A 26967-nucleotide genomic window follows, 5' to 3' on the forward strand; every position below is an offset into this window, starting at 1 on the left:
GATTGGATTAACGTGTGCCCCATCCATTGGATTTAAGGGTTGCCAGGGCGTACATGCGTAATGGGAACAGTAATCCCAAATGAATAAGGCCATATAAAGGGGCCATCAGGAACACGATTGGATGCTTCAGGATATAGTAGATATTTCTTGCATAAGCCGAGAGGCAAATATAAATGAAATAGTAGAACATCAGCAATAAACCGATCGTCTTTGCTTTGAAAATAAAGGCGAATAAAATAACGAATCCGAATAAGATCCATAGAGATAGTTCCAGCAACACCCACACAAGGGTCCGCGGTTTCTTGAATCCTACCTTTAACGCGTTCAGGCTTTCCCTGAAGAAAGACTTATTCCAGCGGATCTGCTGTTTGATGAATTGCCGGACGGTTTCAGGCACGTCGGTCAGACACACTGCTTTCGATTGGTAGACAGTCTTTCCTCTGAGAATCGCATAGTTCGTCAAGCAGCGGTCATCTCCGAATTGAACCGGCTCCCCTAAGAAGGTTTGATTGCCGTAGTCATGAATATTATCCATGATGACATCCCATCTGTAGCAGCTGATCGGGCCGGAACAGACTAGTACGTTCCCGGTAACGGATTGAGCCGCCCTTTCCACTCTAAAGGCGTTCTCATACCGCATATCCAATAACTTCGTAAACCAGTTATCCGTTCTGTTCCTTGCATTGATGTGACCGGTGACGGCTTTTACTTCCGGGTCATGGAACGGTATTAATAACTCACGGGTAGCGTCGGGATAGATATACCCGTCAGAATCGACAGTGAAAATGATGTCTCCTGTCGCTTGCTTGAATGCCCAGATTTGTGCATGTCTCTTTCCTTTATTTTTCTCCAGCCGATGAACTATCAACTTCTCAATGTTCCGGCTTTCTTTAAGGTTTAGAATGGCTTCATAACCGGAAATATCTTTACTGCCATCGTCCACAAAGAAAATCTCATGAATCGGGTAATCCTGTTGAAGGATACTCTCCACAGTCTTAATGACGGCATCCGGCTTCTCATTATAAGAAGGGATGACCACCGACACGTTCAGGTCAGGCGGCGTACCGGTTTTTGGCTTGTACCGGAATGAAAGCAGCATCTTTCCAAGTAGATATGTAATCATGATCGAACCATAGATTCCCAGAGTGTAGTCCACCCCGCCATGGGCATATTTACGAACTACGAATAGCATGGCAACGATGAGGCTGAATAAAAGGATAATGAATAGTTTGTGTATTTTCTTTTCTCCCAATGAAAAATCTCCTTTATTAATAGAATGGAATAAATAAACAAGCTGAGATGTGATGCTCTTAAGGTTTACACCTTATATAAACAGTTGAAACGAGAGAATTGTTTCCTTGGATGGAAGGGAAAACGTTGAAATGTAAGGAGATGTTAATAAATGAAGAGAAACGCCTGCTGCTTTTGGCAGGTGTTTTGGAAATTATGAGGTAGAGATGGTTTACTTTGGGGTGAATGTCAGGTTTTTATTATTATTTAATGATGGCTGTTTTCTAAGAAGTGTTGCTATTCGATTGAGCTGTAAATTGTTTATGAAGCTCTGCAGGTTACATAATAACAATCTTTACGGAAAGAGTACTGGTAACAAGGGGACGGTTCCATTCGCGGACCTTCTGAGGAGGAAATTGATATGATTAATTCAGGATCAATATAATTATCGGAAGATTTATCAATAGAAGGGTTATTATGATAAACTACAAAATGCCTCAAAAGGACCTTCGCTTAGACGATTTTCAGGCTGAATTTATTTGGAAGCCCGGGGTCTCGAACCTTCCTCCTGCTCCAGGAGTACACAAAACTACCCCATAGAGGTAGACATTTATGTAGTGTCTACTCTACAGGGTACAGTTAAAATGCGGTTCAACTTAATAAAATTAATCTAATGAAGCTTTTGGACTCCAACCCTGATTGTTCACTCAATCAAGGTTTTTATTTCATTATTCAGCCGGAACCCCAACAGCATCGTCGGCATCGATGACTGCTTTTATTTGTACTGATGGTTGACCATTCTTATCTGGATATTTGTCTCGAGCGGACTGGATGGCAGCTTATTGGAAGTAACAACGAGACTGGCGCCCTACCAGTACCAGATGGAATTCCTGTAGGACAAGAAGAAAAAATCTTTGTACTATTCGAGTTTGTAGATAATGGCGAAGATCAAAACCAATTCCAAGGTGACACACTAAAAGTTGACTGGACGTTTGACGCCAAGACAGGAAGTTCAACCTACCATGACGATACAGACCCTGACAGCAACTAATCGGTGGGACGGGGGGACAGGCACCCTGTCCCAAAAGTGATAGAGACGATGGGATTCATCCCTTCGTTTTTATTTTGGTTCTGGAGAAGGGCTGGTTCGAGACCACTTATATCATGAATTTTTGTGGATCACCCGCCTCTACATTTAAGTAGTAAACTGCAGTTTCGACAAACGGCTAATAAAATGGAAAAGAGTATGATTTTATAAGGAACTGAAACCATAATATCCCCTACATAACCCATGAATCGCCCTCTCTCTCACTAAAAATCCAAAAAATAATGCCATTACACCCCAATATCGAGTGGGTCAAAAGTTATGTTTATAGATAAAAAGTAATATTAACCCAAATACACAGTATAATAGACTTGTTGTAAAAATAACCCAAAAACTAAGGAGGCAAAATGTGAGGAAAATTCTAAGCAGTATAGGTATGATTACGATGATGTTATTATCTGTATGTACAGGTGGCACGGTGAAAGCTGCTTCTGAGCAGGGAGATACTTTGGAGAATGCGGAACCTATCGTTCTTGACCAGGAGTATGAAGGAACCCTGGAATCGACTGAAAATGTAGACTTTTACCGTTTTACACTCGATAAGACTGGAAATACGGTTATTCAATTTAATCGAGTGGAAGGCGCTACGTGGGATGTGGAAATCACCGATGAAAATGGTGACCCTTATACGCATTTTAGTACTAGATTTCATTCAGGGGTCACGGGTGCTGAAGAGGTGAATATCGGCTTGCCTGCGGGAGAATATTTTATCAAGGTGAGCACTGACTATCACAAATCCGCAGGGGTCCCATATACGTTCATGGTCCAACAAACCCAAAACGATTATTATGAAAAAGAATTCAATGACAAAATGGAAGCAGCATCTTCTATGCAATTGAACAAAACCTACAAAGGTCACATACAAACATATGATGACAAAGATTATTTTACATTTACCTTAGATCGTACCGAGAGAATTGCTTTCAGTATAGAGAGAGATAATGAAGGATCATGGAATGTCCTCCTTGTGGATGAGAATGGGAAGGAATATATCAATCTGGACACTGACGTCCATTTTGCCGAGTACGGTCCTGATGTAGAACGGCTGGAGCTTCCTGCTGGAACGTACTATGTGAGATTGGAAAACAATTGGGGCACCCCGAACGTTCCCTATGCGTTCAAAGTTCAGGAGTTAACAGATCGTATCCAGGGAGCGAAGCGCTACGACACAGCAGTGGGGATTTCAAAGCAAGGTTGGAAAACCTCTGACACGGTTGTGATGGTCTCAGGGAATGACTTCCCAGATGCCCTTGCAGGTGGACCTCTGGCTTATTATTACAATGCCCCGATTCTGTTGACGGATAAGGAAAAACTTCCGATTGCCACCTGGAGGGAGGTTCAACGCCTCAAAGCGAAGAACGTGATAATCCTCGGTGGTGAGGGAGCCGTTTCTAATCAGGTTGTGGATGAATTGGAGTATCTGGATATTTCTGTGAAAAGAATCGGTGGGGATAACCGTTACGAGACAGCTGCGTATGTTGCGAAAGAAATACCATCCACAAAAGCTGTGGTAGCAAACGGTAAAAACTTCCCTGATGCCCTGGCTGTAGCACCATACGCTTCAAAGAATAGCATCCCGATTCTATTGACTGAAAAAGCTTCGTTACCGGATGCGACGAAAAAAGCACTTGCAGGGAAGGCAAATACCATCATTGTAGGTGCGGCAGGTGCGGTCAGTGAGTCAATAGAGAATCAACTCCCAAGTCCGGTTCGCTACGGTGGAATAAATCGCTATGAAACAGCTAAGTTGATTATTGAAAACCTGGCACTGGGGAAAAACACGGGATATGTTGCGACAGGAAAGAACTTCCCTGATGCCCTTGCAGGATCTGTCCTGGCAGCAAAAAATAACTCCCCTATTTTGTTGGTCAGTGATAACTCTATACCAAGTCCGACTAAATCCCTCTTGATGGGTTATTCTCATTACATGGTATGGGGTGGACCGGGAGCGGTTACCGATAACGTTGTGAAGGAATTGGATTCTAATTTAATACAAATCCAATAGTGGGACATGGGGACAGGCATCCTGTCCCAAAAAGAAAAAGACGAGAGGGCTATCCCCTAGTCTCTTTATGGATGCTGGGACAAGGAACCTGTCCCTTAGTCCCCCGTTTCGAAATCTCCTCAATCTTAGGCGTGAGAAACTCTATATACACCTTATCCTACCGTATTTCAAACATATGCAAGGCGTGTTTGAAATACGGTAGGGCTTTTTTTATAGTCACCCACCAGCTCATAGTTGTAGCCTAACTGGTAATGCAATTCTCCCACTCCCCATAGAAGCTCTTCTTCGAACACCATTTGATGGCGTCGAGGCAATAGGCCGTCGAATCCTCTAGTTCTCCTATGCGCGTCAGCACTCTGGATATACTATAGAATAATAGGGCTTTAATGGACTTATCATGTAATAGCTCAGTCGTGCGCAGGGCTGTTTCGACCTGATTGAAATAACGGAGTGCTTCTTCATATTGTTGGATGGAAAAATGAATGGTGCCAATGCTTGCAAGAATCTGCATTTCTCTTTCGGACATCGCTTTTTTGCCGTTGGCGCTCAACTGATAAGAGTGATCTAAAAGTTCAAAGGAGGTCCTGAATCCTTTTTCACTTCATATTGATATATCCCTTTGTGTCAGTAAAGAAGCTGGAGCTTTTCGTTATCTCTATAGAAAAGGTTTTTTTTTCCTCTGTCTTGACCAACTCCATCCTCTCCTCGAATTGTCGGTTGACCCGCAGATACCTTAACTGTCTCTCTGCTTCCTTAATATAATCCAGCCGCGGGGTGGTCCCGATCTCAAAGAAATAGTTAACGTCGACGCCCAGCTTGACAGCTATTTGGTACAAAGCCGTGGCGCTTGGATAGATGTCTCCTTTTTCGATCAGGCTTGGGTACAGATCCCTTCAGCCAGTTCTCCTTGTGTGATCCGGACAGCCTTTCTCATTTCCTTTATCTTCTTTCCGATTACTGAGTAATCCATCGTTTCATCTCCTCGATAAGGGTTGTATTTTTTAATAGTTTAACAGAAAAGATATCCGTGCCTTTTCAAGGACGGCAATCTATTTTAAAAAAATTTATTGATAGGGTGTCCTTTTTCTTTCTTCCAGCCTATTTAAAAAATGAATAGATAAGAAGGGTGGAATCACAGATGAAATCAGGATGCCAGGTAGTGGATCAAATCGGAGAGTTAAAGATCGAAGGGAATATTGTTCCTCATTTATGGTATAAGAACATCACATTTTCAAGCGGAAAGGCCCATTTTGTAGCCATGACATTACTAGCGGATATCGTATATTGGTACCGTGCGACTGTAATCAAGGACGAGAGCGGAATGATTGTCGGAGCAAGCACGAAGTTCAAAGGAGATATGCTGCAGAAGAGTTACCAGGCATTTGCTGATTCCTATGGGTTTACCAAGAGACAAGTGAAGGATGCCATTGATTTTCTGGTGGATCATCATCTTCTACTTCGTGAATTTAGGACGATTTCGACTTCAAGCATCCTGCTGAATAACGTCATGTTTGTGCAGCCTGTCACTGGAAACGTTCAACGTGTCATGAAGGAGAAGGTAAATGTGGCTGACCTTTCTTTTTGCCCGCCAACTACGCCAGAACGTAAGAAGGAGGACATCTTACCGGAGGGCCAATCTCCAGGGGATAACCCCCCTCCTACGGTGGAGCGTAAGACAAATACAAAGAGTTCTTCAACTATTACTTCAAATAATAAAACAACAAATGATATAGATGGTAACACCCACGCGTTTTTCGTTGAGAATGGATTTGGCCACCTGGGTACCTACATACAAAACAAAATCGAGAGCTGGTGTGGAAGTTTATCTCCTGCCTTAGTCATTGAAGCAATGAAGCGAGCGGTGGAAAAAGGAAAGGTCCATTGGGGGTATGTTGAAGCCATTTTGAAGAATTGGTTGAAGGCTGGGGTTTTGACTCTTAACGGGGTTTGGGAGAAGGATGAGGCATTTAAGAGTAAATCGAAGAAGATGAGAAGTGGTAGAACCGGTAAACCGACCCGGACGGAGATGCTTCCCGATTGGTTTTGTCAGGAACAAGATACATCGTCTGATGAGGAAGGGTATGACTTTGGATGGAGAAAGCAAAGCTTTAGAAGGAGTTAGGAATGTTTGGGAAGGGTTGAGTTCAATGTCTCTTGTGATGACTATAATCGATCGTCTTTTACAACAAAGTATACGGGAACTTGGGGTTATAGGAAGTCACATATTTTCACTAAAGACAGTGTTATTCATAAAATCAATGACTATATTACTATCAATTTAGCGTTTCTTTGACCATTTTGATAGAAAAGGCATCTGTTTTTCATTTGGAAAGGTGCTTGTAAAACCCCCATTTACTGCGACGATTTCTCTATCTACTATTAAAAGTAAGAATAGTTAGAATACAAGATAGTAGAAGGGAAGTAGAGGCATGAAAAAAAAGATCGTACCATCTTTATTGGCATGTGTGATGGCTGCAGGGACGTTCGGGGCATCAGCAAGTGCGGAATTTCAGGTTTCAAAACAGGGACGGGTACCACATTCAGTACTTGCAGAGAAATCCAATCCGTTTGCGGAACTACTCGAGCAGAACAATGACCCATTGTACGGTTTGAATCAGTCTTCCTTCAATCCGAAGGAGAATGTAAGGATTGTCGTAGAAGTGGATGTGGACAAACAGGCAAAGTCGTCGTCGCACGCTCAACTAGAAAAAGTGAAGAATGTCATTTCGGGCAAAAAGAGCTCAAAGTCTAAAGTGAGACACACATTTTCGAAAGGATTCAGTGGCTTCAGCGTGGATACAACATTTGGGGAAGCCCAAAAGATCGCTAAGCTGGATGGCGTAAAAGACGTCCGGATAGCGAAACAATATGAGCATACCGTTGTAGACAGCAAAGAGCTCGTTGAGGCCATGAATACGTGGACGAAGTATAACACGCGCGGTGAAGGTATGGTCGTAGCGGTCGTTGATTCAGGGGTGGACCACCGGCACGAAGCGATGCAGCTTTCTGAAGAAGGAAAGAAAGCGGCGAAGTTAACCGAACAAAATCTACAAGATGAGTTTAACCAGACAGAAGTAAAGGAAACATGGTATACAGATAAAGTCCCTACAGGGTACGACTGGGCAGACAACGACACCAACGTTATTCCAACCTCCAATTCTCATGGAACCCACGTAGCGGGGATTGTTGGAGCCTATGAAGAAACCAAGAAAAAAGCAGAAGGGGTCGCTCCTGATGTACAGCTTTTAGCGGAAAAAGTATTCTCGGATAAGGGTGGCGGCGCTTATGACGATGATATCGCAGCCGGGATCTATCATGCCGTTGAAATGGGTGCGGACGTCATCAACCTCAGCCTCGGTTCCGATGCAGGTAGCGTAGATCCGAACGATCCCGTTCAGCGCTCGATTCAATATGCAACAGAACAAGGCGTTCTAGTCGTTGCGGCGGCAGGGAATGCGGCTTACAGCACAAAGAACAATTTGCTGGCAAAGTCTCAATTGCCGTTAGCGAAAAATCCTGACATCGGGTTGGTGGGAGACCCTGGTGTGACACCGTATGCCCTTCAAGTGGCTTCTTCAGAGAACGACATGATGACAGTGGACGGGCTCAGTTTGTCGGATGGAAGTCTATTGGGCTATCAAATTCAGCCGGGGATCAAGAAATTGATCGGGACGTTGGATCCATCTAAGGAATATGAACTTGTTTATGTTGGAGAGGGGAACTCGGCGGCGGTCAAGGACCTTGATCTGGAAGGGAAAATAGCAGTCGCACAGCCAACGCAATACTATTCCCCAGCAACATATCTGCAGGCAGCAGCTGCAGGGAAAGGTGCCGTAGCGGTGATGGTGGTTCCACCTCCCCAAGTGACGGCGTATGCTAACCTTTTCTTCAGCCCGTACTTCATTCCGGCGGTCACAACGGATCAAGTGAACGGAAATGAACTCGCTGAGCGATTGAAGTCCGGTGAAGAATTGACGGTTCAACTGACTGACGAAATGCTGAAGGTTCAAAATACGGCAACAGAACCGATGTCGACCTTCTCATCCTTTGGGTCTCCAACGGACTTAAGCTTCAAACCTGAGATCACGGCACCAGGTGGGAAGATTTTCTCGACGGTGATTAATAACGAGTATGAAACCATGAGCGGAACGTCCATGGCAAGCCCGCAGGTAGCGGGTGGAGCCGCGCTTCTTTTACAACACTATTATCAGGAGCTGGGTCTTCCGAAAGATAAGGAAACGGTGTTAAAAGCGAAAAACGCATTGATGAATACTTCCGAAATACTGACGAATCCAACCCATGATAACTCGGTGTATTCACCAAGAAGACAAGGTTCCGGGATCATGAAGATTGACCGTGCGATGGAGACGCCATATCTCCTTGAACGTGCTGGTGTTCCATTAGAGCAAGCCGCTTCAGTTGCTTTGAAGGAAGTAGGCCGCAACTTTGATTTCACCTTGAAGGTGGAGGCTTTGAAGAAGAATCTTGTTAAGCCTCAGCACCAATATGAGATTGTGATCGATCTGATTACAGACGAAACAACCAAACAAACCCATGATGGAGTGGAAAGAGAATACTTAACGCTTCAAACTGTCCCAGTTACAGGGGCAGACATCAAAATCAACGGCAAGACATACGATCCAGCGGAACCGTATCCATATAAACCGCACCGTGATGAGGAAGTGGAAATTTCAGTTGAACTGCCTGAAGAGCTGAGTGAAGGACGCTTCATTGAAGGGTTTATCCGCTTTGTACCAAAAGGAAGCTCCGTAAAAGAACTGACGACACTTTCCGTACCGCTTATGGGATACTACGGAGACTGGGACTCCATGGCAAATGTGGATGAAAGCCCGGTAACAGGGGATGCATTCTTGGGGTATACAGTCCTATTCAATGAAATTGATTCGTTGCCTCTCGGATATGATCCGACCACTGGCACATTCAATAAAGAAAAAATAGGCGTTTCACCACGATCTATTAGTGAAGGGGCTTATCCTTCCTTCACGGCGCTACGCAACCTGAAGGAACTGTCCCTGAGCATTCAGGATGAAAAAGGGAATATCATTAAAGAGATAAGCAACTTTAGTGAATTCACAGAGGATGGAAGTCCGTTTAAGTTCAGAAAGAATATCATGAGCTACAGAAATTACTCTTATAACATGGAAGGATTATTCTGGAATTCTACTGACGACGATGGGAAAACGATAAAGGATGGACAGTATTATTACGTCTATACGAGCGCGTTAAACTATGAGGGTGCTGAACCTCAAGAGACCAAGATTCCGATAAAAGTAGATTCCGAAGCTCCTAAAGTGGAAGACATCAAGGTAGAAGAAATGCCGGATGGAAACTACCATATCAGCTGGGATATAACAGACACGGGTACCGGTCCTCTTGGCAGCCTGCTTTGGGTGAACGGAAAGTCCCAACGGATTCAAAACGGGGGATCAGAGTACATCTCAAAAGTGAAACCGGAACTGGTCACCATCTCTGCCATAGACAATGCCCGAAATGTGGGAGTTGCGTACCAGGGGGATGAAACGTATTTAAACGCCGAACCCCTTATTAACTATTTAGGCATCAACAATGCTTCAAGCGTAAGTGAAACGAAGCCGCTGCGCCTGACGCTCTTCGGATACAAACGCCTCGATTGGCATTTGGAAATTACCGATACACAGGGGAACACACTTGAAGAAGCAGACATTCATGACGAACACTCCATCTATAACCTGCCATGGGCTCCTGACAGTGATTATCCGGATGGGGACTACTATGTAAAGGTTACGGTCAAGGATGAGAGTGGATTGACGCTTTCAACGGTTCCGAAGAAATTCACAGTGAAACGTTAGGTGGGACGGGGGGACAGGCACCCTTGCCCGAAAGTGAAAGAGACGAGGGGATTGATTCCCTCGTCTTTATTTGGGTTCTGGGACAAGGGACCTGCCTGGGTCCCACCTAATCCTTATCTTTTAATATATTTTTCTTTAATTTCTCTATTTCTTGTCAAAAGCAGAATCGGTCCCTTAAGCGACTGGAGAAGTATTCACCGCCCGGTTAAGAGAGTGTTTTTTAAACGAACGTTTGATGAAACGAATGGAACGTTGGGACCATGGTTTTTATAAAGCTAATCGAGTGTTTAATATAATAGATGGTTAGGGGAATAATCGTTCATTTCATAATAAACACTTAATGAGGAGGTCTTGAAGAGAATGTGTCTCAGGGAAAGCACGAACTATTATTGACTGCTTCCCTTCAATCCCCGCCTTTTATCTTGCTCACAATTTCTTGTTTCCTACGCTCAAGAAACTCGAGATGAGTATCATCATTCCTCAAAATAAACAATTGGATGGCTTTGTCCATATAAGGAAGTGCCTTTTCAAAATCCCCGATTTTTTCGTAATTATAACCTATATGATAGTGAAGCTCTCCCAGCCCCCATAAATGCTCTTCTTCCAAACACCAATTGATGCCTTTGTGACAATAGGCAATAGACTCTTCATAGTTTTCTATTTGGGTCAGGACACGGGCAATATTATATAATAATCGTGTATTGATGGATTGATCATTCAAATGTTCCATTTGCTTGAGGATACCTTCGACTTTATGATAATAATGGAGCGCCTTATCATTGTTGTGTAATAATTTCTCCCATGTTCCAAAAGTCATCATGATTTCCAATTCTCTTTCAGAGGGTGCTTTTTTTTGATGGGCAGTTAGCTCATACGCCTGGTGCAATACGGAAAAGGCGGACGTGTGGTCTTCTTCGACTTCGAATAGATAGATGGCTTTATGCCAGTTGAGGAGTTGCAGTTTTTCGTTATCCTTGTAGAAAAATGGATTTTTTTCTTCCGTCTTTACCATCTCGATCATTTCAGTAAACTTTCGTTTAAACCTCAGAGTTTTTAATTGTCTTTCAACCTCTCGGACATAATCAATACGGGGGGTCGTCCCGATTTCAAAGAAGTAATTCACGTCCACTCCAAGCTTCATGGCGATTTGGTATAACGCCGTGGCACTTGGGTAAATATCCCCTTTCTCGATCCGGCTGATCAGCGCTTGGGTGCAGATTCCTTCAGCCAAATCCCCCTGGGTCAATCCTACCACTTTTCTTAATTCTTTTATCTTCTTTCCTATCACTGAGTAATCCAATTCCTCACCTCTCCGAACACGTCCTCTTTTACTATTTTAACAGATGGATGGGAGGGGTGGGCAGGCATCCTTTCTAATTAGAAAGGATGTCTCACACTTTATAGAAGGGACATACGGTTCTACGTGTATCCCTTCTGCTCACCCTATATTCGTCCATTTCTGCGATTGAAGTTTCGTAAGGATTCTATTCCTGTCGGGGATTGCTTCTTCGAGGTCTTCCAGTGTTACCTCACCAGGCATTGTACGTCTGTTTAGCTTACCGAAACGTTTTTTATTATAGAAGCTCCACCCGTATGATAGAATCGCGATGAAACTCATAAACATGACAGTCAATGGGAGGACAAATTGTAAAAAGGCTATATGATTGAATGAGATGATAAAGTCAAAGGCTGGAGTGAAAAGGACTCCGTTTAATAGTATGATGATTAACCACATCAATCCACTGATGACGTGGGCAATCACTTGCGTTTTCTTTTGATCATGTCTCTTTCCCTCTATCCGGACTTTCCCAAATGGCATATTCCGTTTTATTTGATGTGAGAATTCTAAAGGCTTTCGGGATGGCTGGAACCAGTGCGAATATACTTACCATCCAGTAAACCATTGGATACCATCCTGCCCACCAAACGTATTGGACAAGTTTCTCTTCGTATTGTCTATCAATACATAAAGCGACCACTAATTGAATTAACGAGATAAAGGCAATATAGGCACCGTATAGCAGCATAGAAGAAGAAAATCCAGAGAATAATAGATAAATAAGATAGAACATCCATGATATAGACCACAGGGTGCTGAGAGTCTGTTCGAATAAACGGGATATAATCTTCTTTGTCTGAAATCCTTAAAGATGGCTCTATGCCTTATGAGCACTTCCATTCCACCTTGCGCCCATCTGATCCTCTGATTTAATAACCCTTTTAGCGTTTCCGGGACCAGCATCCAGCACAATGCTCTTGGTTCGTACCGTACATCCCAGAACCGTTCCTGAAGTTTCCAGGTAATGCCAATATCATCCGTTATTAAATCCTTGTCCCAAAAATCGACGTCAAGAAGGGCTTTTTTCCTAAAGACAACAAAAACCCCTGAAACGGTCATCATCTTGCCTAAAATCCTTTGGGATCGTTTAATTAAGCCAATAATGGAAGAGTACTCCACCACCTGGATTTTTCCCAATAAGGAATCCCTGTTACGAACACGAGGATTCCCGGTTACTGCCCCTACACGTTCACTATTTCTGGGAGTTGTGAAATGAGGGATCATATAGAGTAACGCATTTTTATCCAACATGGCATCACTATCCATCGTCACTACAATTTCACCTTTCGAGGCGATGGTTCCATAATATAAGGCATTTGCTTTTCCTTTGTTTTCTAAAATGTTAATTACTTTTATCCGTTCTATCGAGTGGGCCAACACGGATAAAATATCTTGTGTTTGATCAGAGCTGCCATCGTTGATCACGATTATCTCAAAATTTTTATAGTTGATGTCATTTAATTCCTTAACCGTCTTCTCAATGTGAGCGTCTTCATTGTAACAAGGCAAGAGAATGGATACGAAAGGAAGCTCCTTCAGGTTGTGTTGTATTTCCTTCGGTTTTCTTTCACGTCTTATATAGAAGAGTAGACCCAAAATGATCCAAACGAGGCTCATGAACAAAGGATAAATGAAAAGAAAGTTTCCAACGGAATGTATGATTGTACTAAACAATTCCTGACCTCCTTCATGGTGCAATGAATCAATAGATAAGTAAGCGAGGCTATGAATAGTAGAATGATAGGATCTTTTATGATTCAACGTACATAGGGATTATGTTTTTAATAGGTTAAGTGAAAACAGCTTCTAGATGATTGACTCATAGAAAGATGCGAATGAAAGTCTTTGAGCTGTCTTTCGTAGTCACGTGATGAAAATATTATTGGTGTAATTGGGATTTTAATGAAAATGAATTTTTGTAGAATCCTGTCGATATAATTTTTAGAAAATTTAAAATAAATTGTTCATCTTCAGGAATGAAGGTGATATACTTTGTTTAACTGGTAATGACATCATTACTAATACAAAGCATCCTCGATTCTTACCAGTGAATACAACGCCTTATACTCCAACTGGTAATAACATCATGACAATATATAAGGCAGGGATTTCTATTATATGATCATTTGAAGAAAGAGGGGGAAACATGGTGAGAAAAGGTCTTATTGTTTTACTATCGTTAGTACTTGGGGTGTTTGGATTACTGGCAGGGTGCAGTAACAGTTCTTCAGGGGAATCGAAGGACGGAAAGGTCGAGATCAGTTATGGGTTCTGGGACAAGAAGCAAGTACCCGCGATTGAGGAGATCATTAAACAGTTTAATGAAGAACATCCGGACATTAAGGTGAAGACGGAACTGATCCCATACGGGCAGTATTTTCAGAAGCTTGAAACTGCCGCGACCGGGGGGGCATTGCCTGATGTGTTATGGATGAACGGTCCTCATATTGTTCAATATGCGGAGGGGAATGTACTTCTGCCACTGAGCGACCTTGCCGAGAAAGATGATTACAGCCTGGATAATTATCCCGAGTCGCTCATTGATCTGTATACGGTCAAGGATGAGGTATATGGAATACCTAAGGATTATGATACGACGGGATTATGGTATAACAAGAAAATTTTCGACGAGGCCGGAGTCCCTTATCCGGATGACACATGGGATTGGGATATGTTAAAGGAAGCGGCAAAGAAACTGACGAACAAGGATAAAGGAGTATGGGGATTTGCTGCCGTGATGGGGAATCAAGGTGGGTACTACGATTTGATTTGGCAGAACGGAGGACACGTGATTTCAGAGGATGGAAAATCGGTAGGATTTGATCAGCCTGAAGCGATCGAAGCATTGAAATACAATATCAGTTTCATAGAAGAGGGAATGTCTCCGACTCAAGCCCAGATGAATGAAACGGCAGCATCGGATCTGTTCTCATCCGGAAAGATCGCCATGATGTTCGATGGTCCCTGGATGGTACCGGAATATAAGAAGAATCCTGATTTGGACGTAGCGGTTCTGCCAAAAGGAAAGCAGAGGGCTGTTTCGATTCATGGATTGTCCAATGTCATCGCAGCCAATACCAAACATAAAGAGGCCGCATGGGAGTTTGTGAAGTTCCTTGGTTCGAAAGAGGCAGCTGAAGTGTTTGCCGAAACAGGTACGGTCATACCGGCTTATAACGGTACTCAGGAGGCCTGGTTGAATTCTGTTCCGGAGTTGAATCTTCAAGCGTATATCGACGGAGCTGAGTATTCGAATCCCCTTCCAAGTGTGAAGAACACAGGGGCTATCTGGCAGTATGAAACGGATATCCTTAAGAAGGCCTGGGCGGGAGAAGAGAGTGTGGAGAAAGTAGTAAAAGAGCTGGCGGAAAAAGCGAATCAAGAACTGGTAGAGTAGGAAAGGAAAGAAGGGAAGAGTGTTTCTTCTCTTCATTTCCTGACAAAGGAGGAGAATGAAATGGAACCGCTTCCTCTCCAGGTTGAAACGAAACGAAAGCTTCACGTGCTTTCTTATGCAAGTACGAAGAAACGTTCTGACTATTTATGGGCATATATCATGATCGCTCCGACGATGATAGGTCTCTTTGTATTTTATTTATGGCCGATGCTTCAGACCTTTTACTTCAGTTTTACCGAGTGGGGGGCATTTGGGACATACGAGTGGATCGGGCTAAAAAATTATACAAGGATGCTTTCGGATGTGAATCTTCTGCAATCATTCAAGAATACAGGGATCTATATCCTATTTACCGTTCCTTTGGGTATTTTCCTTTCGATTCTTATAGCTGTTTTGCTTAATCAAAAGATTAAAGGGACGACGATTTATCGGACGTTGTACTTCCTGCCCGTCATTACCATGCCTGCAGCAATCGCCATGGTATGGAAATGGCTATACAATTCTGATTTCGGCTTATTGAATTATCTGCTGTCCTTTATTGGGATAGAAGGTCCACAATGGTTGACGAATCCAAACATCGCGTTATATTCGATTATTGCAGTGGCGATTTGGAGTGGGATCGGGTACAACATGGTCATTTTCTTATCGGGTCTACAGGGGATCCCGAAAACGTATTACGAAGCAGCCGAAATGGATGGGGCAGGTCCTGTGACGATGTTCTTTAAAATTACCTTGCCGCTTCTTTCACCAGTCATTTTCTTCGTGTCAATCATGTCGTTGATCGGAGCTTTTCAATTCTTCGACCTGATCTTTATGATGATCAGTAAGAGCAGTACGGCGCTGGAGAATACTCAATCCATTGTGTATTTGTTCTATCAGCATGCCTTTGTTTTAAATGATAAAGGATATGCAGCAGCCATTGCGGTTTTATTACTAGTGGTGATTCTCATCATTACTGTGATCCAGATGGCCCTGCAAAAGAAGTGGGTCCATTATGATTGAGGAGGGAATGACCTATGCAGAAATCGATTCAGTTTGTACGGAGTAAGACTTTTCTCATCCATTTCATCCTGATCATGGGCTCGATTGTCATGTTGTTTCCCTTTGTCTGGATGATTCTGACCTCACTGAAAACCTATGCAGAGTCCATTCAGGTTCCACCTGTGATGATACCGGAAGACTTTCAGTGGAAGAATTATCAAGAGGTATTTACTCTGCTGCCATTCTTTAAATTTATGATGAACACATTTATCATTACGGTACTCCGGACGGCGGGGCAGTTATTTCTCTGCTCACTGGCTGCCTATGCTTTCGCACGGATTGTGTTTCCCGGAAGGAATCTCCTGTTTGTGCTGGCATTGTCCGTATTGATGGTCCCAGGCCAGGTATTCTTGCTTCCTCAATACATGATCATGGTGAAGCTGGGCTGGCTCAATACGCTTCAAGCCGTTGTGGTTCCTGGGTTATTTAGTGCCTTTGGAACGTTTCTCTTAAGACAATTTTTCATGGGATTACCAAAGGAGCTGGAGGAGGCGGCCCGACTTGACGGGTGCAATCATTTTCAAATCTATTGGCGCATCATGCTGCCACTCGCTAAGCCGGGTTTGATCGCCCTTGGGATCTTCACCATTCTATGGTCCTGGAATGAACTGATGTGGCCGATGATCGTGAATAGTTCACCGGACGCCATGACCCTGGCAGTGGGATTATCCTCTTTGCAGGGGCAGTACGGCACTAACTATCCGATCCTGATGGCAGGCTCATTCTTGGCCGTGTTACCGATGTTGATCCTATTTATCATATTACAGAAGCAATTTATAGAAGGAATTGCGATTACCGGTGGAAAATAAGTTGGTAGGCAACTAAGGGAGGAATGACAATGAAAGCAGCATTAATAGGGGCTGGAAGCAGGGGATTCTATGCGTATGGGTCCTATGCCCTCCAGTATCCTCATGAAATCGAGTTTATCGCAGTAGCTGAACCCGATAAAGAAAAGCGGGAGAAATTTGCAGAAGCACATGGAATCCCTGAGAATATGAGATTTGAAGATTGGCCGGACCTGTTGGAACAAGAAAGGGTATGTGAAGCCTTGCTTATATGCAGCCCGGACCGGGATCATTATAAACCTGTCATGCGTGCCATTGAAAAGGGATATAATATTCTACTGGAGAAACCGATGTCACCGAGCCCCATTGAAACGTTGGCCATCGCAGAAGCGGCCGAGAAGCATGACACGCTCCTCAGTGTATGCCACGTGATGAGGTATGCTCCTTTCTATCAGTCTCTTAAAGAAGTGATTGATCGGAAGGTGATCGGGGATATTGTCTCGATTCAATGGAATGAGAATGTCGGCTATTTTCATCAGGCACACAGCTTTGTCCGTGGAAACTGGCGGAATTCGAAGGAATCAAGTCCGATGATTCTTCAGAAGAGCTGTCATGATATGGATATGCTCGCCTGGTTGATCGGAACGGAATGTAAGAGTGTTTCGTCTTATGGCAGTCTCACCTATTTTAAAGAGGAGAACGCTCCTGAGGGATCGACCCACCGCTGTCTGGATGGCTGTAAGGTGGAGAAGGAATGCCCGTATTCCGCTGCGAAGTGGTACCTTCATGACCGGGATGTGTGGCCAGCGAATGTTGTGTCAGCGAGTCCCAGTATCGAGAGCCGCTTGAAGGCGATCCAGGAAGGTCCTTATGGCCGCTGTGTGTACCGATGTGACAATGATGTGGTGGACCATCAAGTCGTCAATTTATTATTTGGTGGGGATGTGACGGTTTCGTTCACGATGACGGCCTTTACGAAGGAAACCTATCGTAACTTCAAGATCATGGGGACAAAAGGGGAAATTACAGGTCATGACGCCGATAATGAATTAATCATCAAGCATTTTGCCGGGAAGAAGGAAGTGATCTATCCTCCAACCGTGGATGGCGGTCACATGGGTGCTGATACGAGTATCATGCAGGATTTCATCAACCGAGTCCGCACGAAGGATAAAGGGACACTAACATCTGCCAGAGTTTCTTCTCAGAGTCACTTGATTGCCTTTGCAGCGGAGGAATCGAGACTGTCAGGTGCGACTATCGATATAAAAAATTATATGGAAGAATTGGAGAAGTCAAAAGAAAATGCTTAATCAAAACTTCTATCATGGCATCAAGTGATAATTGTCGCAATTTTATGTATAATGAGTATACAAATGGTTATGACAAAGATACCACTAAAGGAGCTTAACATGATAGAAAAAGATAATCGAATCCCGTTATATTACCAGCTGATGGATATCCTTCTCGAAAAGATCGAAAAGGGTGAACTTGCGGAGCAGGAGCAGTTACCCTCTGAACGGGAGCTGTGTGAAACATACAAAGTGAGCCGGACGACAGTAAGGCAAACGATGCAGGAGCTTGAAAAGGGCGGCTACATCTATAAGGTTCACGGCAAGGGATCCTATGTTTCACCGAAAACCTACAAGCAGAGCCTTGTTGAATTCTACAGCTTCACAGAAGAAATGAAAAAAATCGGGAAACAGCCATCCACACAGGTCGTTTCGTTTGAAAAAGTACCTTGTGACAGCACGATTTCGAAATCTATGAAACTGCCGGTGGAAGAAGAAGTATTCAAGATCACGAGACTGAGGCTTGCTGACGAAGAACCGATGATTTATGAAACCTCTTATGTTCCGGTAGGGCGTTTTACCAATCTCACGAAGGAAGAATTGGAATATACGCCAATGTATGAAATCTTTCGGTCCCAATACGATGTGACGATTACAAGAGCACTGGAAAGCTTCAATGCTGTCAGCGCCGAAAAACAGGCAGCCGGCATGCTGACCATTGAAGAAAACTCACCGTGTCTCCGACTGGAGCGCATCACGTATGAGGATCAAGACGTCATTGAATATACCATCTCCATCGCAAGGGGAGATAAATTTACGTACACAGTTGAATTGAAGTAGGTGCTTTCGAGTATCTATTTCACTTAACTGGTAATGATGACATTAACAGTTATGGAGGAATGGATATGGAACTTATACAATCAAACAAATGGGAACCAAATGATCCCGGTGCCATCCATACAACAAGAGAAATTGCTCAACAACCAAGACTTTGGAAAGAAACCGTTGATATCCTGCTTGAACATAGAGATACACTGATGACTTTTTTTAAGAAATTGGGAGAAAGGCATCCTCATCTCCGAGTGATTTTGACAGGAGCGGGAACGTCTGCTTTTGTCGGGGAAACCGTTCTTACTTCCATAAAGGAACTGGTTAAGAACAAGAAATGGACGGTAGAAAGCATCGCCACTACCGATATTGTCTCCAATCCATATGAGTATTTAGACAAGGATTATCCGACCTTGATGGTTTCATTTGCCCGTTCCGGTAACAGCCCTGAAAGCGTTGGCGCGGTTGAGTTAGGAGAACAAATCATTGATGATTTTTACGGAATCGCCCTTACGTGTAATCGTGATGGTTTACTGGCTGAGAAGAAGAAGGGGGATCCGGATCACCTGGTCATCTACATGCCGAAGGAAGCGAATGATCAAGGGTTTGCGATGACAAGCAGCTTTACGACCATGCTTCTTTCGGTCCTGCTCCTTTTCCAGCCAGAGCACATTCATACTCTAGAGGAGACAGTGAAGGAAATAGGAACAGCCGGCGAAAAGATCATCAAGACCGGGAAGACAGAGTTAGAAACGCTTGCTTCCTCTCCTTTTTCGAAGGTCGTCTATCTGGGCTCAGGCGTTTTCCAGGGGCTTGCAAGGGAATCATCTTTAAAACTGTTGGAATTAACGGGAGGTATGATTCCGGCATTCTTTGATACTCCACTGGGGTTCCGCCACGGTCCGAAATCGATCTTAGATGAAGAGACGATCGTGTTCGTTTTCTTCTCGTGTCATCCGTACACGAGAAAGTATGATTTGGATATTTTGAAGGAGTTATACCATGAACGAAAGCGAGGAAAGGTGGTGGCGATTTCCTCTTATCAGGATGAAATCGCTGAACGTTACAGTGATCTGTTCTTGAGTACCGACTTGGAGGCGGTTCAAGAGGATATATTCCTTGCGTTTCCATATGTCATGTATGCCCAGCAGTTTGCCCTTTGCAAATCCATGCATCTAGGACTTTCCCCGGATAATCCATCTCCCTCGGGGCTCGTCAACAGGGTCGTAAAAGGTGTCACGATCTATCCTTATCGGAATGGGGGAGAAAGGGTATGATTGTTTCAAGAAGTAGGATTCTCTTGGATGCACAGTCAAAAGGCTACGCGGTGCCTGCCTTTAATATTCACAATCTCGAAACGCTCAAAGCGGTACTGGAAACGGCCCGGGACCTCCGTTCACCCGTTATGATCGCGGCTACGCCTGGCACAGTCCGATACATGGGGAAAGAGTTCCTGATCAAGATGATGGAAGCGGCAAGAAAAAGCTATGATATTCCGGTTTGCTTTCACCTTGATCATCATGAAAATCTGGATGATATCAAGAACCTCATTCATATGGGGGTTCCATCTGTTATGATCGATGCCTCTCATTATTCGTTCGACGAGAATATCCGGATTGTCAGGGAAATGGTAGAGTATGCTGCCCCGTTCGGTGTGACGGTTGAAGCTGAGCTTGGTCGTCTAAGTGGAATGGAAGATGATATGGAAGTGGACGAAAAGGATCAGATATATACCAACCCCAAACAGGCAAAGGAGTTTGTATCGAGAACCGGCATTGATTCTCTGGCTGTGGCGATTGGGACGGCTCATGGACTATATAAAGGTGAACCTAAGCTCGATATCGACCGGTTGTCGGCGATCCAGCAGGAAGTCGATATCCCCCTTGTTCTCCATGGGGCATCAGGATTGCCCGATGAGCTTGTCCGCAAGACCATAGAGCGGGGCATTTGCAAGGTGAATGTGGCGACCGAGCTGAAGATGGCGTTTGTGAAAGGGCTCCGTACCTATCTGCAAACAAACCCGGAAGCCAATGATCCCCGCTATTATTTCACGGATGCGGTTGCTCAGATGAAAGAGGTTGTAGCAGACAAAATCAAGCTGTGCGGCAGTTTTAATCGTGGGTAGGCCCATGATTGCGACGGTCACTTTAAATCCGGCGATAGACGTTAGATATACAATGTCCCAGTTTCAAATGGGTGGGGTCAATCGTGTTTCTTCCATTGAAAAATCGGCAGGTGGTAAAGGTCTTAACGTCACCAGGGTTCTATCAGGATTGGGGCAGAAGGTTACTTGTACAGGTTTCCTGGGTGGAAAGAGCGGAGCGTGGATTGAAAACCAGTTATCTCATTTGAAAGTACAAAATTCTTTTGTATCCATTAAAGGAGAGACTAGAACGTGTCTGGCCATTCTATCGAAGGAAGGTCAGACCGAGATTCTGGAAACGGGTCCAATTATTTCAAGAAATGAATTAGAAATCTTTGATCGAACATTCTCATCGATACTGGATACCATAGATTTTGTCGTCGTTTCCGGAAGTTTGCCAGAAGGAGTCCCTACTGACTTTTACAGAGAGCTTTCAAAGAAAGCAAATCAAAAAGGAGTTCGTTTGCTATTGGACACAAGTGGACCGGGACTTGCCGAAGGTATCAGTGGAAAACCTTTTTTAATCAAGCCGAACAAAGAAGAATTTACTAGGTTGATAGGAAGAAAACTTGAATCTACCGATGATATGTTAGGGCAGGCCCAAGCTATTTGTCATAAGGGAATACACTATGTGCTTCTTTCTCTTGGGGAAGAAGGGGCCTATTTAGTAAGTGGAAAAAGAGTCCTGAGGGCAAGGGTCCCTAAAGTGAAAGCAGTGAATCCCGTTGGTTCCGGAGATAGCATGCTCGCCGGGTTTACCTATGCGTATTCCCATGGATTCCCGATTGAAGAAGTCTTGAAATGGGCTTGTGCTTTTGGAATGTCAAACGCCATAATGGAAAAAACGGGTGAGGTTAACCTGGTGGACATTCGACGATTCGTGAAGGAAATAGATGTAATGGAATGAATAGGGGGGATGGAAGATGAGTCATATCGTCTGTTTTGACATAGGAGGAACATTTATTAAGTATGGCGTTTTTAATCCAAAGGGTCACCTTCTCGTTAAAAGTAAAATGGCAACCCCCACAAGCCATGCAATCCCTGACGTATTAAATAACAAAGTGAAATCGCTTCAGCATGATTTTCCCATCTCCGCCATTGGCATTTCCTCTTGCGGTCTGGTAGACCGTGAGAAGGGAATGATATTATTCTCGAATAATATTCAAGGATATAGCGGTATGAAGCTTGGAGAGATATTATTTTCCCTGACCCAATTACCGGTATCAGTTGAAAACGATGTGAAAAGTGCATGCCTTGGCGAGATGTGGCAAGGTGCAGTCAAGGGTATGAGAAACGCCGTCTTTTTAACACTGGGTACTGGAATTGGCAGCAGCATTGTGGTGGATGGAAGGATCGTCAATGGCTCTTCGGGACTTGCTGGTGAGCTGGGGCATACCGTCATGGTTGCAGGTGGGAAGCCGTGCAGCTGCGGCAGAAAAGGCTGCTTTGAACGGTATGCGTCAACTTCTGCTTTTGTTCAAGACTATAATGAGGAAGCCCTCCAAAATGGAATGACGGTTGAGAATGTTTCCGGAGAAACGATTATGGAGCTTGTCATGAGGGCGGATCCAATTGCTTTGGCAGTATATCAAAGGTTTATTCATTATATTAGTATGGGATTAACGAATGTAATTCACCTTCTCAACCCGGAAAAGATCATCATTGGGGGTGGTATCACGGAAGGTGAAGGTCCTTTTATTCAAGATATCAATATACAATTAAGGAATGAAGTAATGGATGTATATGGGAATGGGGATACGGTCATTGCCTCCTCTTTAGGAAATGACGCAGGATTATACGGAGCATGTTACTTAGCCTTAAACCGGATGAACATGAAAAAATCAGTGTGAAAAGCAGCACCCAGGTTGGTGTTGCTTGTTCTATTTATTTTAAAAAAAGGGGATGAGGATAATGAAAGCCGTGAAGGCCGACCACATATATACACCGGAAGGAATCGTTGAAAATGGGTATCTGCTCTTGGAAGATGGGTACATTTCCGGCGTAACGGAGGAAACTCCACCATGTGACATCATCGATTTCCCAGGGTGTTCTGCCATACCTGGCATGATTGATCTGCATATCCACGGAATAGCGGGACATGACACCATGGATGGAAGTGTCCTTTCTTTACAGGAGATGTCTAACTCTCTTGTGAAATACGGAGTAACAGGATTCCTGCCCACCACACTCACCCATGATCTGGAAAGCATCCGGAAGGCGGTAGGAGCAGTAAGTACGGCGATCGGTCAAACAACTGGTGCAGAAATCCTTGGATCCTATGTGGAAGGTCCTTATCTTACACCTGAGCATAAAGGAGCCCATCCCGCTGAGTATATGCGAGAGCTTTCAATCGAGGAGATGGAAGGGTTGATCAATGCTTCGCATAACACCATAAAGGTCCTGACGATTGCCCCTGAAAAAGAACATGCCATGGAGGTTATCGATTATCTCACGGGCAAAGGAATTCATGTTTCGATGGGGCATACCAACGCGGATTATGAAACAACGAATCTTGCTGTCTCCCAAGGTGCAAGAATCGCAGTCCATACGTTCAACGGAATGAGAGGATTCAAGCACCGCGATCCGGGATGCCTCGGGGCTGTCCTGACCAATGATGACTGCCTTTGTGAATGCATCGCCGACCTCCATCACGTCCACCCAGGTGCCATCAAACTACTACATAAAACAAAAGGAAGCGATAAAATCCTTTTAATCAGCGATTCCATGGCTGCAGCCGACTTGCCGGACGGCCATTACACCCTTGGTACAATGAAGGTGAAAGTCAAAGATCGAATCGCGAGGACCGTGGATACCAGCTCCCTGGCAGGAAGTACAACCAACTTACTGGACTGCCTTAAAAATATGAAAGAAGTGTTGGAGCTTCCCCTTGAGGAGATTTTTCCCATGGTTAGTCTAAACCAGGCAAAGCTGCTCAAAATGGATCACGAGGTTGGTAGCTTAGAGATTGGAAAAAAAGCCAATATCGCGTTGATCGATAATAAGTGGAACGTTCGAGCAACCTTTGTCTGTGGGGAAATGGTGTGGGACGGGACGCAGGGACAGTAGATCTGTCCCTGCGTCCCTATTTAAAAAGTAGGCTCTGTTATTTTAATGTTGATTTTTCTCAAAAAAATAGTGAAGTGGTTCCATTACTTTTTTTCAGCTATCCTTTTTAACTCTTTTGCGCGATTAACAATGAAATTTTTCATATATTTTTCTAAAAATAACCTATCAGCCATTACTCCCAGAATGCCAAAAGGAGCTTTATAAGAAAAGGTATCTTTCATAATAGTCCCGGTGCCACTTTCTATAAATTCGTGTGTATGTGTAAATGAGTGGAATGCTCCCTTTACCATAACATCTGTAAATTTATTTGGTTTTTCCATCTCTATGATCTTAGCTGTTAATTTTTGTTTTACTCCAAGATGGATGGCTTCCCAAGTAACTGTATCGCCCTTTTCCATCAGTCCACCTGTAACACCATCAATCGTTCTTTCCTTTGTTTTACTTGTTGTTTCTGTATGTACATCTACGTTTCTCGCAAGGTCAAAACAAACATTGATAGGTGCATTGATCAATATATCGTGTTTGATTATAGGCATATTGAATTTACCTTTCCATTATTTAGTGTTGAGAACAGATAAACGTAAACTATCAAATATCGGTCATTTCAAAATACAAACGATGATAATAGAAAATCTTTTATATTGTGTTTTGTGCTTTCATTACTATGACAATGGGACGGGGGGACAGGTACCCTGTCCCAAAAGTGAAAAAGACGAGGAGACTAATCCCCTCTCTTTATTTAGAGCCTGGGACAAGGGACCTGTCCCCTAGTCCCGCAATCCCTCCAAAATCCCATCTCCCTTATCACTCACCTTCACCACCGCAGCCTTCACTTTCCCTTCCACATCCAGCCCGGTTCCTTCCGGGATGAAGAAATGCTCGATTCCATAGGTGACCTGGACGCTGTTGTCCCATGAGCTAGTAACCTTTCCGTTTAGGTGAACATCGCCGGGTTTCTTATTGTAAGGAGTATTCCATTTCCCATCCAAGTTATAAACCCCTGTATATTCGTGGATACCTTGTGTATTTTTGCGTAGCACAAGGGTGATGGGACCGTTGTCATCAATTGTGGTGTCGTCAAGCTGAGAAATCGTGTAGTTCAATTCCACATAGTCACCCTGGAGGAGAGATCTCGGATCGACAGGCTGAAGCTCTAATATGATCGTTTCTCCGTCTTGTAAAAGGGTTTCGTTTGAATAGACCTGATACCCGATCCATCCCGCTTGAAGGCATATAATGAGGAGGATTCCCAGCCTTTTCCCTGCAATTATTGAGTGGGATCGTTGATCAGAGCCAACCTTCCTATCCAGATAAACAGCTGCCATTAAGAAGAGGATCCCTAACCCGGCAAAGAGCAGGGATTTATGAACGAGCTTCCAGGCCAGATCGTAATACAGCTGAACGATAAGCATGAACCAGAACACAAGCGATGAAACCCAATAGAAGGTGCGTTCCTGCTTTTTGAAAAAATAAACGCATCCTGTTGTGATCAGAAAAAACAGAGTGGTATAGATAATGTGAAGCATCGATGAAAGATCGATGGCCGTTAACGAGAAAAAGGCAAAGAATCCAATGAGAAACGCTCCATACTGAATGACCTGTTTTTTATCCAGTGCAAGGTACACAGCAATATTCAAGAGCATCACCACGACAAGGAGGGTGTGTGCGCCTAAGTCCATCGTTTGCCCTAAGAAGATCCCTGTGTTCAATTGAAACAGAAGATAGAATACAAACTTCGCAGCGGACCGTTTTTCAAGATAAAACACAAAGGCCAGAACGAAAAACATCACAATCGAAAATTCATCAAAGGCACTTGCCATCATCCCGATGAGGATGCCGGTCATCATGAGTGAATACCTTACAGGAGACGGCCAGCTGGTTAACGTACTTGGGATGACGAGTAATACCGTGGTAAAAATGAATAACCCGACCATTGAGACATCCACCATGAGCAATGAAAGCAGACCAAAAACAGATGCTACGATGAAAACAGAGGCGATGGTCGTGACACTTGCAACGAAAATCGTCTTTGTCCAATGATAGGAAGAGGAATGTTTCCGTAAGTAGTTCACAAGGAAAACACTCCCCGCTAATAAAAGAATGGCGGTGAATAAGAGACCTACAAAGAAAAGGCTGGACACATATTGTGCCATTAACTCGAACATTTTGATGATGATAAAGCCCGTTCCAAATATCGAAAGAATGATAAAGATGGACGTTTCTTTAAGAAAGTACCGGTACACCCCGACCCCGAGGATGAAAACATAAACCAGAGTGAAGAAAACGGAATACTCGTTATCGAATGCAGTGACCATAAGGAGGAGATTGGCTGAGATCAGACTCAGATAAAGCAACGGCTTTGAAGCGATGTGTCCCTTTTTAATGATCAAAAATAAGAGTATGTTCACCATTCCGACTCCGAACGCGATCCATGTATGGGCGAGTGTCCAGTGCCCAAATGGAGACGAAGGGAAGAGATAAAAGTAAATCGTCAAATGGATGAGGATATGAGTTAATGCGTAAAAACCACTGTACCTTGTGTACAAGCTGAATAGGAAGGCCGGAATAGACCACACAAGAAACAATAAGTAACTGTCCGCGTGGGAATTGTACAGCTGACCGAGTAAAGCGACGGATAAGCCAAAGGAAATCACCCCGCTGACCATCAACCAGTTTGAAAGGAAATGGACTCCCTTTAAAACAAGATCCAACAGAAAAGCTGCTCCATAGAACAAAACAATCAAAGATCCCGCCAAAGCCACTTTCTCTAATCGGGAAAACATCGGCCAGTTGGAAGCAAAAAAATAAAGTGCACTGGCTAAAAGAAACACAACCCCGAATAAATACGTCAGTGAAATCACTTTCTTCATACGGTTCACCCCTTTTT

At 43.8% G+C, this 26967-nt stretch carries 21 protein-coding genes and 1 pseudogene; 14 read left to right on the forward strand and 8 right to left on the reverse strand.

Annotation, left to right across the window (positions count from 1 at the left end; translation table 11 throughout):
- Positions 1-7: 7 nt before the first annotated feature.
- A complete protein-coding gene (locus AC6CIB_RS19320) occupies positions 8-1252 on the reverse strand; it encodes a glycosyltransferase (RefSeq protein WP_498283429.1) in 1245 nt (414 codons plus the stop codon).
- A gap of 849 nt (positions 1253-2101) precedes the next feature.
- Here AC6CIB_RS19320 and AC6CIB_RS19325 point away from each other — a divergent pair.
- Positions 2102-2281: pseudogene (locus tag AC6CIB_RS19325) on the forward strand (TasA family protein); the annotation flags it as partial.
- 403 nt (positions 2282-2684) lie between these two features.
- Entirely contained in the window at positions 2685-4340 is a 1656-nt protein-coding gene (locus AC6CIB_RS19330) for a cell wall-binding repeat-containing protein (RefSeq protein ID WP_498283431.1), read from the forward strand.
- A 241-nt stretch (positions 4341-4581) separates the two neighbouring features.
- Here AC6CIB_RS19330 and AC6CIB_RS19335 read toward each other — a convergent pair whose 3' ends face one another.
- Positions 4582-4866 carry a hypothetical protein gene (locus AC6CIB_RS19335; RefSeq protein ID WP_498283433.1) on the reverse strand — a complete coding sequence of 95 codons (285 nt, stop codon included), beginning with the start codon at positions 4864-4866 and terminating at the stop codon, positions 4582-4584.
- Positions 4867-5478: 612 nt separating this feature from the next.
- Between AC6CIB_RS19335 and AC6CIB_RS19340 the strand changes: the two genes are divergently transcribed.
- Both AC6CIB_RS19340 and AC6CIB_RS19345 read left to right on the forward strand, forming a co-directional pair.
- The gene (locus tag AC6CIB_RS19340) at positions 5479-6462 is read left to right on the forward strand and encodes a DnaD domain-containing protein (protein WP_498283435.1); all 984 of its coding nucleotides are present in this window, start codon (positions 5479-5481) and stop codon (positions 6460-6462) included.
- Positions 6463-6769: 307 nt separating this feature from the next.
- Positions 6770-10189, forward strand: coding sequence for a S8 family serine peptidase (locus AC6CIB_RS19345; RefSeq protein WP_498283437.1), 3420 nt, complete (start codon positions 6770-6772; stop codon positions 10187-10189).
- 403 nt (positions 10190-10592) lie between these two features.
- On the opposite strand, the gene AC6CIB_RS19350 is transcribed toward AC6CIB_RS19345, so the two are convergent.
- From AC6CIB_RS19350 to AC6CIB_RS19365, 4 genes are all read right to left on the reverse strand, one after another.
- A complete protein-coding gene (locus AC6CIB_RS19350) occupies positions 10593-11489 on the reverse strand; it encodes an RNPP family C-terminal domain-containing protein (RefSeq protein ID WP_498283439.1) in 897 nt (298 codons plus the stop codon).
- Between the two features lie 138 nt (positions 11490-11627).
- Positions 11628-12008, reverse strand: coding sequence for a hypothetical protein (locus AC6CIB_RS19355; protein ID WP_498283441.1), 381 nt, complete (start codon positions 12006-12008; stop codon positions 11628-11630).
- Positions 11968-12093 carry a hypothetical protein gene (locus AC6CIB_RS19360; protein WP_498283443.1) on the reverse strand — a complete coding sequence of 42 codons (126 nt, stop codon included), beginning with the start codon at positions 12091-12093 and terminating at the stop codon, positions 11968-11970. Before AC6CIB_RS19360 ends, AC6CIB_RS19355 begins: the two co-directional genes overlap by 41 nt.
- Positions 12094-12176: 83 nt before the next feature.
- Entirely contained in the window at positions 12177-13202 is a 1026-nt protein-coding gene (locus AC6CIB_RS19365) for a glycosyltransferase (RefSeq protein WP_498283445.1), read from the reverse strand.
- Positions 13203-13674: 472 nt separating this feature from the next.
- Here AC6CIB_RS19365 and AC6CIB_RS19370 point away from each other — a divergent pair, with 472 nt between their 5' ends.
- The 10 genes from AC6CIB_RS19370 to nagA all read left to right on the forward strand — a co-directional run bounded on the left by AC6CIB_RS19370 (position 13675) and on the right by nagA (position 24080).
- The gene (locus AC6CIB_RS19370; RefSeq protein WP_498283447.1) at positions 13675-14925 is read left to right on the forward strand and encodes an ABC transporter substrate-binding protein; all 1251 of its coding nucleotides are present in this window, start codon (positions 13675-13677) and stop codon (positions 14923-14925) included.
- 60 nt (positions 14926-14985) lie between these two features.
- The gene (locus AC6CIB_RS19375; protein ID WP_498283449.1) at positions 14986-15927 is read left to right on the forward strand and encodes a carbohydrate ABC transporter permease; all 942 of its coding nucleotides are present in this window, start codon (positions 14986-14988) and stop codon (positions 15925-15927) included.
- A gap of 14 nt (positions 15928-15941) precedes the next feature.
- On the forward strand, positions 15942-16775 hold the full coding sequence (locus AC6CIB_RS19380) for a carbohydrate ABC transporter permease (protein ID WP_498283451.1): 834 nt from the start codon (positions 15942-15944) through the stop codon (positions 16773-16775).
- 29 nt (positions 16776-16804) lie between these two features.
- A complete protein-coding gene (locus AC6CIB_RS19385; protein ID WP_498283453.1) occupies positions 16805-18064 on the forward strand; it encodes a Gfo/Idh/MocA family protein in 1260 nt (419 codons plus the stop codon).
- Between the two features lie 99 nt (positions 18065-18163).
- Positions 18164-18883: a GntR family transcriptional regulator gene (locus tag AC6CIB_RS19390; protein ID WP_498283455.1), complete on the forward strand. Its 720-nt coding sequence runs from the start codon at positions 18164-18166 to the stop codon at positions 18881-18883.
- Positions 18884-18948: 65 nt separating this feature from the next.
- Complete coding sequence (locus AC6CIB_RS19395; protein WP_498283457.1) at positions 18949-20148, forward strand: SIS domain-containing protein; 1200 nt, start codon at positions 18949-18951, stop codon at positions 20146-20148.
- Positions 20145-20996 carry a tagatose-bisphosphate aldolase subunit GatY gene (gene gatY / locus AC6CIB_RS19400; protein WP_498283459.1) on the forward strand — a complete coding sequence of 284 codons (852 nt, stop codon included), beginning with the start codon at positions 20145-20147 and terminating at the stop codon, positions 20994-20996. Before AC6CIB_RS19395 ends, gatY begins: the two co-directional genes overlap by 4 nt.
- The gene (gene pfkB / locus AC6CIB_RS19405) at positions 20989-21921 is read left to right on the forward strand and encodes a 1-phosphofructokinase (protein ID WP_498283461.1); all 933 of its coding nucleotides are present in this window, start codon (positions 20989-20991) and stop codon (positions 21919-21921) included. Before gatY ends, pfkB begins: the two co-directional genes overlap by 8 nt.
- A gap of 16 nt (positions 21922-21937) precedes the next feature.
- Positions 21938-22864, forward strand: a complete 927-nt coding sequence (locus tag AC6CIB_RS19410; protein ID WP_498283463.1) for an ROK family protein — start codon at positions 21938-21940, stop codon at positions 22862-22864.
- A 61-nt stretch (positions 22865-22925) separates the two neighbouring features.
- Positions 22926-24080, forward strand: coding sequence for an N-acetylglucosamine-6-phosphate deacetylase (gene nagA / locus AC6CIB_RS19415; protein WP_498283465.1), 1155 nt, complete (start codon positions 22926-22928; stop codon positions 24078-24080).
- A gap of 83 nt (positions 24081-24163) precedes the next feature.
- Here the strand turns inward: nagA and AC6CIB_RS19420 are convergent, their stop codons facing one another.
- Positions 24164-24616, reverse strand: a complete 453-nt coding sequence (locus AC6CIB_RS19420) for an SRPBCC family protein (RefSeq protein ID WP_498283467.1) — start codon at positions 24614-24616, stop codon at positions 24164-24166.
- Positions 24617-24847: 231 nt separating this feature from the next.
- Positions 24848-26950 (reverse strand): GDYXXLXY domain-containing protein, encoded by a 2103-nt coding sequence (locus AC6CIB_RS19425; RefSeq protein WP_498283469.1) that lies wholly within the window; start codon positions 26948-26950, stop codon positions 24848-24850.
- Positions 26951-26967 lie beyond the last annotated feature (17 nt).

It is taken from the genome of Rossellomorea sp. GQ25 (genome assembly GCF_059758515.1).

Coding starts and splice junctions, on each gene's coding strand:
- AC6CIB_RS19335 (WP_498283433.1), bottom strand. CDS start 4,866: ATGTCCGAAAGAGAAATGCAGATTCTTGCAAGCATTGGCACCATTCAT.
- AC6CIB_RS19340 (WP_498283435.1), top strand. CDS start 5,479: ATGAAATCAGGATGCCAGGTAGTGGATCAAATCGGAGAGTTAAAGATC.
- AC6CIB_RS19345 (WP_498283437.1), top strand. CDS start 6,770: ATGAAAAAAAAGATCGTACCATCTTTATTGGCATGTGTGATGGCTGCA.
- AC6CIB_RS19355 (WP_498283441.1), bottom strand. CDS start 12,008: ATGCCATTTGGGAAAGTCCGGATAGAGGGAAAGAGACATGATCAAAAG.
- AC6CIB_RS19360 (WP_498283443.1), bottom strand. CDS start 12,093: ATGGTTTACTGGATGGTAAGTATATTCGCACTGGTTCCAGCCATCCCG.
- AC6CIB_RS19370 (WP_498283447.1), top strand. CDS start 13,675: ATGGTGAGAAAAGGTCTTATTGTTTTACTATCGTTAGTACTTGGGGTG.
- AC6CIB_RS19375 (WP_498283449.1), top strand. CDS start 14,986: ATGGAACCGCTTCCTCTCCAGGTTGAAACGAAACGAAAGCTTCACGTG.
- AC6CIB_RS19380 (WP_498283451.1), top strand. CDS start 15,942: ATGCAGAAATCGATTCAGTTTGTACGGAGTAAGACTTTTCTCATCCAT.
- AC6CIB_RS19385 (WP_498283453.1), top strand. CDS start 16,805: ATGAAAGCAGCATTAATAGGGGCTGGAAGCAGGGGATTCTATGCGTAT.
- AC6CIB_RS19390 (WP_498283455.1), top strand. CDS start 18,164: ATGATAGAAAAAGATAATCGAATCCCGTTATATTACCAGCTGATGGAT.
- AC6CIB_RS19395 (WP_498283457.1), top strand. CDS start 18,949: ATGGAACTTATACAATCAAACAAATGGGAACCAAATGATCCCGGTGCC.
- gatY (WP_498283459.1), top strand. CDS start 20,145: ATGATTGTTTCAAGAAGTAGGATTCTCTTGGATGCACAGTCAAAAGGC.
- AC6CIB_RS19410 (WP_498283463.1), top strand. CDS start 21,938: ATGAGTCATATCGTCTGTTTTGACATAGGAGGAACATTTATTAAGTAT.
- nagA (WP_498283465.1), top strand. CDS start 22,926: ATGAAAGCCGTGAAGGCCGACCACATATATACACCGGAAGGAATCGTT.
- AC6CIB_RS19420 (WP_498283467.1), bottom strand. CDS start 24,616: ATGCCTATAATCAAACACGATATATTGATCAATGCACCTATCAATGTT.
- AC6CIB_RS19425 (WP_498283469.1), bottom strand. CDS start 26,950: ATGAAGAAAGTGATTTCACTGACGTATTTATTCGGGGTTGTGTTTCTT.